This window comes from Nocardioides sp. J9 (assembly GCF_007829375.1).
Lineage (GTDB): Bacteria > Actinomycetota > Actinomycetes > Propionibacteriales > Nocardioidaceae > Nocardioides.
The window spans coordinates 35,202-43,504 of sequence record NZ_VLJQ01000076.1; the positions used below are offsets into that span (position 1 = coordinate 35,202).

Consider the following 8,303-nt stretch of genomic DNA (forward strand, 5'->3'; position numbering starts at 1 on the left):
GGGCGTGTGAGCTGCAGCGATCATTCGTCGGTGTCGGTCCCGCTGCGGGTTCGGGGGAGCCGGCTCGCGACCTTGCCGGTCGCCGACCGGGCGCGCTGCAGGGTCTCCCCGCCGGCCCGCCGCACCGAGCCGAGGCCCTCGGCGCCGCCGGCGACGGCCCGGTCCCGGACCTCGGAGGCGGCGGTCCGCCACCGCCGCGCCTCCACGGCCTCCGGCTCACGGTCGATGCCGAGCGCGTCGTGGAACTGCAGGATCGAGGTCCGCACCTCGCTGCCGGCCTCGATCGTGGCCGGTGAGCGCGACGGGTGCAGGAGGACCCGGGCGTTGGCCGTGTGCCCTGCGGCGGCCAGGCGGGTGGACAGACGCTCGGTGCAGCGCGAGAAGAGGTCGAGGCGCTCCCGGCGGGCCGCCTGCAGGCCGAGCCGGTGCCGGTCGAGCTCGTCGGGGTCCGCGTCGAGCACCCGGTCGAGCTCGAGCACGGCCACGGCGTCGTGGAGCTGGAAGCAGCGCGCCAGCACGGAGAGCCACTTGTCGATCTCGCCCTGTGCCTCGGTGACGGCCTTCGCCAGATCGCCGATCCTGCGGGTGCGTTCGAGCTTGTCCGTGAGGTCGCTGAGCTGGCGCAGGGCGTAGGCCTGCGTCTCCAGGATCGTCGAGGAGGTCGCCTGCACCTTCGACCAGGTCACCTCCGAGACCCGGCCGACGGAGGCCCGCACGCTCATCGCCTCGCGCAGGGCGAGGTCGACGGCGTCGACCCGCGCGACCACCTGGTTGGTCTGCGCCCGCAGCACGTCGTCGAGCTTGCGGTCGATGGCGTCGAGGTAGTCGGTGATCTCGTCCATCGTCTGCTGCATGGCGAGCTGGGCCATCATGCCGGCCGCGCCGGCGAGCACGGCGGGGTTGCCGAGCAGGGAGCCGGGGCTGCGGGCGAACTCGACGAAGCCCTTGACCTGGCCCTTCGGCCCCTTGATCACCCCGGTGCTCAAGCCGGACTTCTTGCTCTCGCGCAGGCCGTGCTCCTTGACCAGCGAGGCCGACTCCTTCGTCAGCTTCACCCAACGCCCCGACTGCGCGGCGACCTCCGACCCCGCCTGGGCGACCGCACCGCCGGTGCTGAGCATCGTCCCCAGCCGTGGCAGGTCGAGGGGCCGCGACTCGAGCCCCTGCCCGGCGAGGAACGCCTCCACGACGCCGGCCTCGCCGATGACGGCCACCCCGCTGCCGTCGCTGATGAGCTGGATCTCGTCCTCCACCGGAGCCCCCCTGTGCCTGACCGCGGCGCCCCTTGGCGGGCGTCCTGGCGGCAGCCTACGAGCCGGGGCCGACAGGTCCCCGACCGCGCAGCAGACCTGCGCGGCATGACAGGCTCGGCCCATGGGACTGAACACCGCCCTCGTCGCCCTCACCGGGGTCGGCATCGAGGACCTCGCACGGCTGGGGGTCGTGCCGACCGGCCGCGCGACCACCGGTGACGAGGCGATGGGGGAGGAGCGCCCGCACGCCGCCGTCGTGGGCGGCCGCCTCGTCCTGACCTGCGCGGACCCGCGACTGCTCGACGTCGCCGACGTCGCCGCCGTCGAGCTCGGTGCACCGCTGGCCGGAGCCGCGATCGGCAGCACCGCCGACGTCTTCGTGCTGCGCTTCCGCGACGGCGCCCGCGCCCGCGAGCGGGTCCTGTACGGCGGCGAGACGGTCTCCTCCGACGGCGAGCCGTGGCCGGTGGAAGCCGCCCTCGACACCGAGGACTTCCCGGAGGACGGCGTCCTCGCGGTCCTCCACGACGCTGCGGGCATCCGGCTCGACGACGCGTGGGCGGAGCTGGAGCTGCAGGAGCTCGACTGGGTGCTGCCCGGCGAGGAGGACGGTCCCGCAGAGGACCCGCCGGACGTCGTACCCGTCGGCGGCGGGGGCACCGACGACGTGGTCCGGCCCGACGAGGGCTCTCGCTTCGTGCCGATCGGTCCGGTGGCCTCGTCGAGCCGCGTCGTGGCCGTCGCGCTGGCCGTCGGCCTCGCCGTCGAGGTCCTCCTCGCGCTGCTGGTCGCCACCACCGACCTCACCTTCGGCCCGCCCGTGCCGCACGCGCTCTTCCTCGCGATCGCCGGCTTCACCCTCGTCGCCGGACGGCTCAACCCCGGCGCCCTCGTGGTGACGGCGCTCGAGGCCCTCGTGCTGCTGGCCACGGTGCTCGTCGCCCTGGCCCGGGGCGAGGCGCCGGCCGTCGTGCTGCTGGCGGTCGGCGCCTACCTCGTCGTGCTCGCGGGCCTGGTCGTCCGGCACCTGCGCCGTGTGCTCGCCCTGCAGCGGGCGCTCGGCGCGCCCCTGGGCTAGCGGGCGGCGGGCAACAGGCGGTCAGCCGACGGAGATGCGGCCCTCGACCGTCGCGGTGTCGTCGGAGTTCTCGCTGCCGAGGGTGCCCTCGACCTGCACCTCGATCCCGGGTGTCGGGTCACAGCGACCGAGGGCGACGAGCAGGCTCCCGGAAGCGCCCTCCTCCGCCGAGGACAGCTCGGTCCCGTCGACGGCGACGAAGAGGTTAACGAAGGTCTCCTCGCTGCCGTACTCCTCGACGTGCGGCAGGTCGAGGCGCCATCCGTTCGTGGTCTCCACCGTGGTCAGCTGCAGGGTCGCCGCGTCGTCGCCGGTGGCGGTGGCGGTCGCGGTGGCGACGACGATCCTCGCCTCCGGCTGGTCGTCCTCGCTGTCGCGGCAGGTCACGTCGAAGTCGTCGAACACCAGCTCCTCGCCCTCCGTCGTGGTGACGACGACGCCGGGCGCGGGTCCCGCCGGTGCGCTCGACTCAGCGGCCGGCCCCGGGCCGGGCTCCTCCGGGTCGGCGTCGTCGCTGCAGGAGGCGAGGACGAGGGCGGCGAGGGCGCAGGCGGTGGCGGCAGCCCGAGTGCGGCGCATGCCCCGACCCTACGGTGCCGGGCCGGCGACCGGTTGCACGTGTCGCGGTCAGAGCGCCTTCTCCAGCAGGGTGAACTCCAGGTCGTCGCGTCGAGGGATGCCGAACCGCTCGACGCCGTAGGGGAACGGCGAGCGATGGCCGGTGTCGGTGTAGCCGCGGCGGACGTAGAAGGCGATGAGGTCGGTGCGCTGCCGGATCACGGTCATCTCCATGACGGTGCAGCCCCACCGCGTGCGGGCCAGCTCCTCGGCGTACGCCATGACCTGCTTGCCGGTGCCACCGCCCTGGCGGGTGGGGTCGACGGCGAACATGCCGAAGTAGCAGCGGTCCCCGCGGCGCTGGACGTGGCAGCAGGCCGCGAGCGACCCGTCGCGCTCCGCCAGTACGACGACGCTGTCGGCCGCACCGATCGCGGCGCGGACGTCGTCGGGGTCGGTGCGCTGCCCGTCGAGCAGGTCCGCCTCGGTCGTCCACCCGGCGCGGCTCGCGTCGCCGCGGTAGGCCGACTGCACGAGCGCCACGACGGCGTCGACGTCCTCGACGGTGGCGGCGCGGAAGGCGAGGTCCCCGGTCATGGGGGGATCCTAGGGACCGCGCGACCTCGGGGTTTGTCAGTGGTCCGCTACGCGTCTTCGTGAGGGCGCAGCAGGGCTACGACGGCGTCACGGATCCTCGAGTCAGATGCGGTCAGTCCTGTGAGGACCTCGTCCAGGGAGACGTCGGTCTGGCGGATCTGGCCGCGGCTCGGCACAGTGACGAAGAGCTTCGAGTAGTCGGGGGCGCTGCCGTCAGGCTTGTCGACCCAGTGAGGGTCTTCCTCGATCGCGTACCAGGCGGAGGGGCCGAACTTGACCTGAAGCCTGTCTGTCGGGAGGTCTTGAAGCTCGATGTTGACGGTCCACTGGTAGATGCCCGAATAGTTGGCGGACACCTTTGTCGTGGTGCCGCCAAGTGCCTCTGCCAGCTGAGAGGCCAACGGGCCAACACAGAATGCTTTCGCCCGAGCCTTCGCTCGCTGCAGGAGCTCGCGACCGTCCTCGAAGCGCTGGATGGCCTGCTGGCCGATGTCAGCTGCCAGCTTGTGAGCTGCCGCTTCCTGAGACTGGTCGCGGTAGCGCCTGGCCTCCCCAGTCGTGCACATCGCTTCGATGAAGTTGATGATCTCAGCGTCCTTCACGCGGGCTCTCCCTCTGCTGAACTTGCGGTGCAGATGCTCGATGAACGAGTGCTGCTCGGGGTGGGTGTCGCGGTACGTATCCGCGAGCCGGTTCCAGAGGTCGTCAATGACCTCTGAGTAGGTGATCACTGTCGCCCACTGCCACCCATCGGTCTGCCGGGAACTGTCCTCGTGCTGACAGAGCAGCACCACGCACCCGCGCCGTCCGTGCTGCTGCGCGTAGTTGAGATAGCGGTCGTAGCCGTGCCCGTGTCCGTCAGAGCTGTAGTAGTTCTCGACGACGATCATCTCTCGCTGGCTCTCGAGCACGATGTCGGCGATGTCCCTCGTCGCGTCTATCTCGGAGGTGTTGACCTCCTGGATGACGGTGTAAGGAGCGTCGGTGAACGCATCCTGGTGGCGGCGATTGACGTGCTCGATGAAGATCCGCTGGAAGAGGTCTCCCAGGGCGTGCGTGCCCTCCGGGTCCAAGAGCCACCCGAAGACGTTGGAGAGCTGTTTCTCATGGGTCCCATGCCGCATCACGTCGAACACGTTGAACGGGGCGCGTGCGGCGCGGCCCAAGGCGGGCAACAGGGTCCGTACAAGGTCGTCTGCCAACGTTCTTCTCCGTGCGAGAGTGGGTGGCCCGTCGGAGGCCCGTGCTCGCCAGCAGGCTGGCACGAATCGAGCGACAGGTCCACGACTTGGAGCAGATGGTGCTTCCCCGACGGCGAGCGTCCGCCGAGACTGCCCTACGGCGGGTCAGTCGGCCTCGGTCAGCGCGGCGGCGGGCAGCCAGTCCGCACCGAGCAGCGCGGCCAGGTCGGTGAGGCCGGTGGTGTCGCTGCCGACGGTGTCGGAGGCGGCGGCGATCCGCTCGACCATCACCTTGCCGACCTGCTCCTCGACCGTGCCCTCGGCGTAGGCGACGTGCCACGGCGAGACCTGGTGGTCGCGGTGGGTGCGGCCGGTGACCTGGCGACCGGCGATGCCGGAGAAGCGGGCCTGGTGGAACAGGCCGACCCGTGGCTCGGTGCTGGCCCGCCGGCCGTCGGCGAGGGTCTCGCCGGCGTGCAGGCTGATCGAGGCGACGGTGGTGAACACGCACACCTTCGCCTCGCCGGTCTGGAAGCGCAGCCGCTCGGCCTCGACGTCGAAGCGGTCGCGGCCGTAGATCGTCGCCACCTCGATGCCGGCGTCGCGCAGGCGGTCGGCGATCGGGTCGGCGGCGGTCGTGACGAACTCGACGGAGCAGGCCACCTGTCGCTCGGCCCGCACCTGCTGGGCGATCCAGTCGACGGTGGAGTCGACGCGGATGAGGCCGGCCTTCTGCCGGAAGCGCAGCAGCGCGGCCCGCCCCTTCGCGACGTTGCGGCCGCGGCGGGCGATGTCCATCTCGCGGCAGAACTCGCCCCACTCGGCCTCGTAGGCCGCACGTTCGTCGGGCGTCAGGGTCACCGGCATGCCGGAGATCGGCACCGGTCCCCAGGGTGCGGCGCGGTGCAACATCGCTGGCGGACGTTCGTCGGCGAGCCAGCCACGCACCAGCTTGAGGTCCGCGGCCCGCCGGGCGGGGTCGGTGGTCCAGGCGGCGCCGTAGCGGCCGGTCTCGACGGCGACACCGTGGTGCTCGAGCGCGCTGGCGAAGGTCGCGCCGGGCTGTGCCGTCGAGGTCCACTCCCGCATCGGCTCGCCGTGCACCTGCGCGTACGCCGGCGCGAGGTAGGGAAGCTCCAGCGGCGTGTGGCCCGGGGTCGCGGTGGTGGCGATGACGAACGGCGCCTTGTCGTGCGGCTGGGCGTGCCCGGAGACCTTCGACCAGAGCTTCCACCGCTTCGTCGTCGTACGACGCAGCGCGTGCGCCTCGTCGGCGATGATCACGTGCCACCGGTGGTCGGTGACCTTGTCGAGCCGGTCCCACGTGATCACGACCCACTCGAGGCCGTCGTCGCCGAGGGCGGTGATCGTGCGGCACCAGTGCCCGATCGTGATCGCGGCCGGCCGGTCGGCGACCACGAGCACCCGGCGCCCGCCGCGCAGGTCCGCGACCGCCGAGGCGCCGAGCACGGCGGAGATCGTCTTGCCGACGCCGGGCTCGTCGGCGAGCAGGAACAGCCGGCCSCCCGCCTCGGCGCGCGCCGCGATCGCGTCGGCGGCCTCGAACTGCAACCGCCGGGGCTCCAGCGGGTCCCGGGGCTCGGGGACCGGCGCCGGGTCGCCGGGGTTGAGCTGGTTCTCGATGAACCGGCCGAGGGTGTGCGGCCCGGGGGAGTACGGCGCCAGGTGGTCGGGCAGCCGGCGGCCGACGTACAGGTGGGTGCGCACCGCCGGGTGCCAGGTCGCGCCGTCGACCTGCGTGCCGTAGGGGACGTCGAGCACCCACAGCCGCTCGCCCGGCCCGGCGACCGGCAGCGGCCGGGTGGACGCGCGCGACCCGCTCCTGCGGGAGCTGCTGCGCCGGCGGGAGCCGGATCGTCGGGGACTGGCCACCCGGCGACGCTACCGGCGCGGGACCGGTCGTCGGGCGCGGCGCGACGGGCGACGTCGACCCTCCCCTGACTAGAACACGTTCCTGTACTGTCCCGGGATGAGCAAGACCGCCTCCCTGGTCCGCGTCGGGGTCGTCTACGTGCTGGCGTTCGGGATGGCCACGGCGTGGCTGCTGTGGGGTCCGGACACGGACCGGCTCTGGCTGGACGCCCTGCTCGCCGACCTCCTCGCCACCGTCGTCGTCTTCGCCGGCAGCCGCGCGCTGCGCAACTCCAGCTGCTACGACCCGTACTGGAGCGTGCTGCCGCCCTTCCTCGTCGGCTTCTGGTTCCTGGCCGGCCGCGACGTCGCAGGGGTCGAGGACGGCCGGGCAGTGCTGGTCATGGTCGTCGTCGCGGTCTGGGCGGTGCGGCTGACCGGCAACTGGCTGCACGACTGGCCGGGCCTGCACCACGAAGACTTCCGCTACGCGCCGCTGCGCGACGGGGCGGGCCGGTTCGGCGCCGTCGTGGACCTCGTGGCGATCCACCTCGTGCCGACGCTCATCGTCTTCCTGGGCCTGGTGCCCGCGTACGCCGTGCTCGCGCGGCCGGGCAGGCCGCTGGGCTGGCTGGACTGGGTCGCCCTGGTGGTGGGCGTCGGGGCCGCGGTCCTGCAGCTGGTGGCGGACACCCAGATGCGGGCGTTCATCCGCACCCGCCAGCCCGGGCAGGCGATGGAGCAGGGGTTGTGGGCCTGGTCGCGGCACCCGAACTACTTCGGCGAGGTCGCCTTCTGGCTCTCGCTCGCGCTGCTCGGCATCGCCGGTGCCCCCGGCGACTGGTGGTGGCTGGTGGTCGGCTTCGTCGCGATGGTCGCGATGTTCGAGGGCGTCAGCATCCCGATGATGGAGAAGCGCAGCCTCGCCCGGCGGCCGTCGTACGGCGACGTGATCGCCCGCGTGCCGCGGCTGGTCCCGCGCCCGCCGCGCCGCCGCGCCCCGGCATGACGCGGCCCGGCATGACGCGGCCCGGCATGACGCGGCCCCGGGTCGTCGTCGCGGGGCTCGGCGACAGCGGGCTGCTGACGGCCATCCACCTCGCGCGTTCCGACGTCGACGTCCTGGGGGTCTCCAGTCGACCGGGCCTGGTCTCCGGCCAGGAGCTCGGGCTGCGACTGGCCCGGCCGGAGCGGTGGGCGCGCGACTACCGGATCGGCTTCGACCGGTTCCGCCGCCTCGACCCCGTCGAGAAGGTGCACGCCGAGCTGGTGGCGCTCGACCCCGCCGGCCGCACGGTCACCGTCCGCCCCGCCGCGGGAGGCACCCGAAGCGTCCCGTACGACGTCCTCGTGGTCGCCACCGGCGTCACCAACGGCTTCTGGCGGCTCCCGCACCTGCAGACCGACGCAGACGTCGACGCCGCGCTCGCCGGTGCCCACGCACGGCTCGCGGGTGCGGGTTCCGTGCTGGTCGTCGGGGGCGGCGCGGCAGCCGTGTCCAGCGCGCTGCAGGTCGCGACCCGCTGGCCCGACACCGCGGTGACGCTGGCGTTCCCGGGGGAGCGGGCGTTGCCGCGGCACCACCCGCGGGTGTGGTCCGTGGCCCGCCGTCGCCTGGCCCGGGCCGGGGTGCGGCTCCTGCCCCGCCMCCSSGCCGAGCTGCCGGCCGGCTTCACGGCCGACCGGATCACGACTGGACCGGTGAGGTGGACGAACGGGCGGGCGCCGGTCGACGCCGACGCGGTGCTCTGGGCCATCGGCAGC

General features: G+C 73.1%; 8 protein-coding genes. 3 read left to right on the forward strand and 5 right to left on the reverse strand.

Going from position 1 to position 8,303, the window contains the following annotated elements:
* Positions 1-20 precede the first annotated feature (20 nt).
* A complete protein-coding gene (locus L615_RS12345) occupies positions 21-1,253 on the reverse strand; it encodes a hypothetical protein (protein ID WP_145725250.1) in 1,233 nt (410 codons plus the stop codon).
* A 121-nt stretch (positions 1,254-1,374) separates the two neighbouring features.
* Between L615_RS12345 and L615_RS12350 the strand changes: the two genes are divergently transcribed.
* Positions 1,375-2,331 (forward strand): hypothetical protein, encoded by a 957-nt coding sequence (locus tag L615_RS12350; RefSeq protein WP_145725251.1) that lies wholly within the window; start codon positions 1,375-1,377, stop codon positions 2,329-2,331.
* A gap of 21 nt (positions 2,332-2,352) precedes the next feature.
* On the opposite strand, the gene L615_RS12355 is transcribed toward L615_RS12350, so the two are convergent.
* The 4 genes from L615_RS12355 to L615_RS12370 all read right to left on the reverse strand — a co-directional run bounded on the left by L615_RS12355 (position 2,353) and on the right by L615_RS12370 (position 6,560).
* Entirely contained in the window at positions 2,353-2,910 is a 558-nt protein-coding gene (locus tag L615_RS12355; protein WP_145725252.1) for a hypothetical protein, read from the reverse strand.
* A 48-nt stretch (positions 2,911-2,958) separates the two neighbouring features.
* Positions 2,959-3,486, reverse strand: a complete 528-nt coding sequence (locus L615_RS12360) for a GNAT family N-acetyltransferase (protein ID WP_145725253.1) — start codon at positions 3,484-3,486, stop codon at positions 2,959-2,961.
* A 47-nt stretch (positions 3,487-3,533) separates the two neighbouring features.
* Positions 3,534-4,688 carry a PD-(D/E)XK nuclease family protein gene (locus tag L615_RS12365; RefSeq protein ID WP_145725254.1) on the reverse strand — a complete coding sequence of 385 codons (1,155 nt, stop codon included), beginning with the start codon at positions 4,686-4,688 and terminating at the stop codon, positions 3,534-3,536.
* A 144-nt stretch (positions 4,689-4,832) separates the two neighbouring features.
* Complete coding sequence (locus tag L615_RS12370) at positions 4,833-6,560, reverse strand: helicase (protein ID WP_145725255.1); 1,728 nt, start codon at positions 6,558-6,560, stop codon at positions 4,833-4,835.
* Between the two features lie 97 nt (positions 6,561-6,657).
* Between L615_RS12370 and L615_RS12375 the strand changes: the two genes are divergently transcribed.
* Positions 6,658-7,548, forward strand: coding sequence for a DUF1295 domain-containing protein (locus tag L615_RS12375; RefSeq protein ID WP_028653853.1), 891 nt, complete (start codon positions 6,658-6,660; stop codon positions 7,546-7,548).
* 26 nt (positions 7,549-7,574) lie between these two features.
* On the forward strand, positions 7,575-8,303 hold a 729-nt coding region (locus L615_RS12380), incomplete at its 3' end, for an FAD-dependent oxidoreductase (RefSeq protein WP_186449848.1).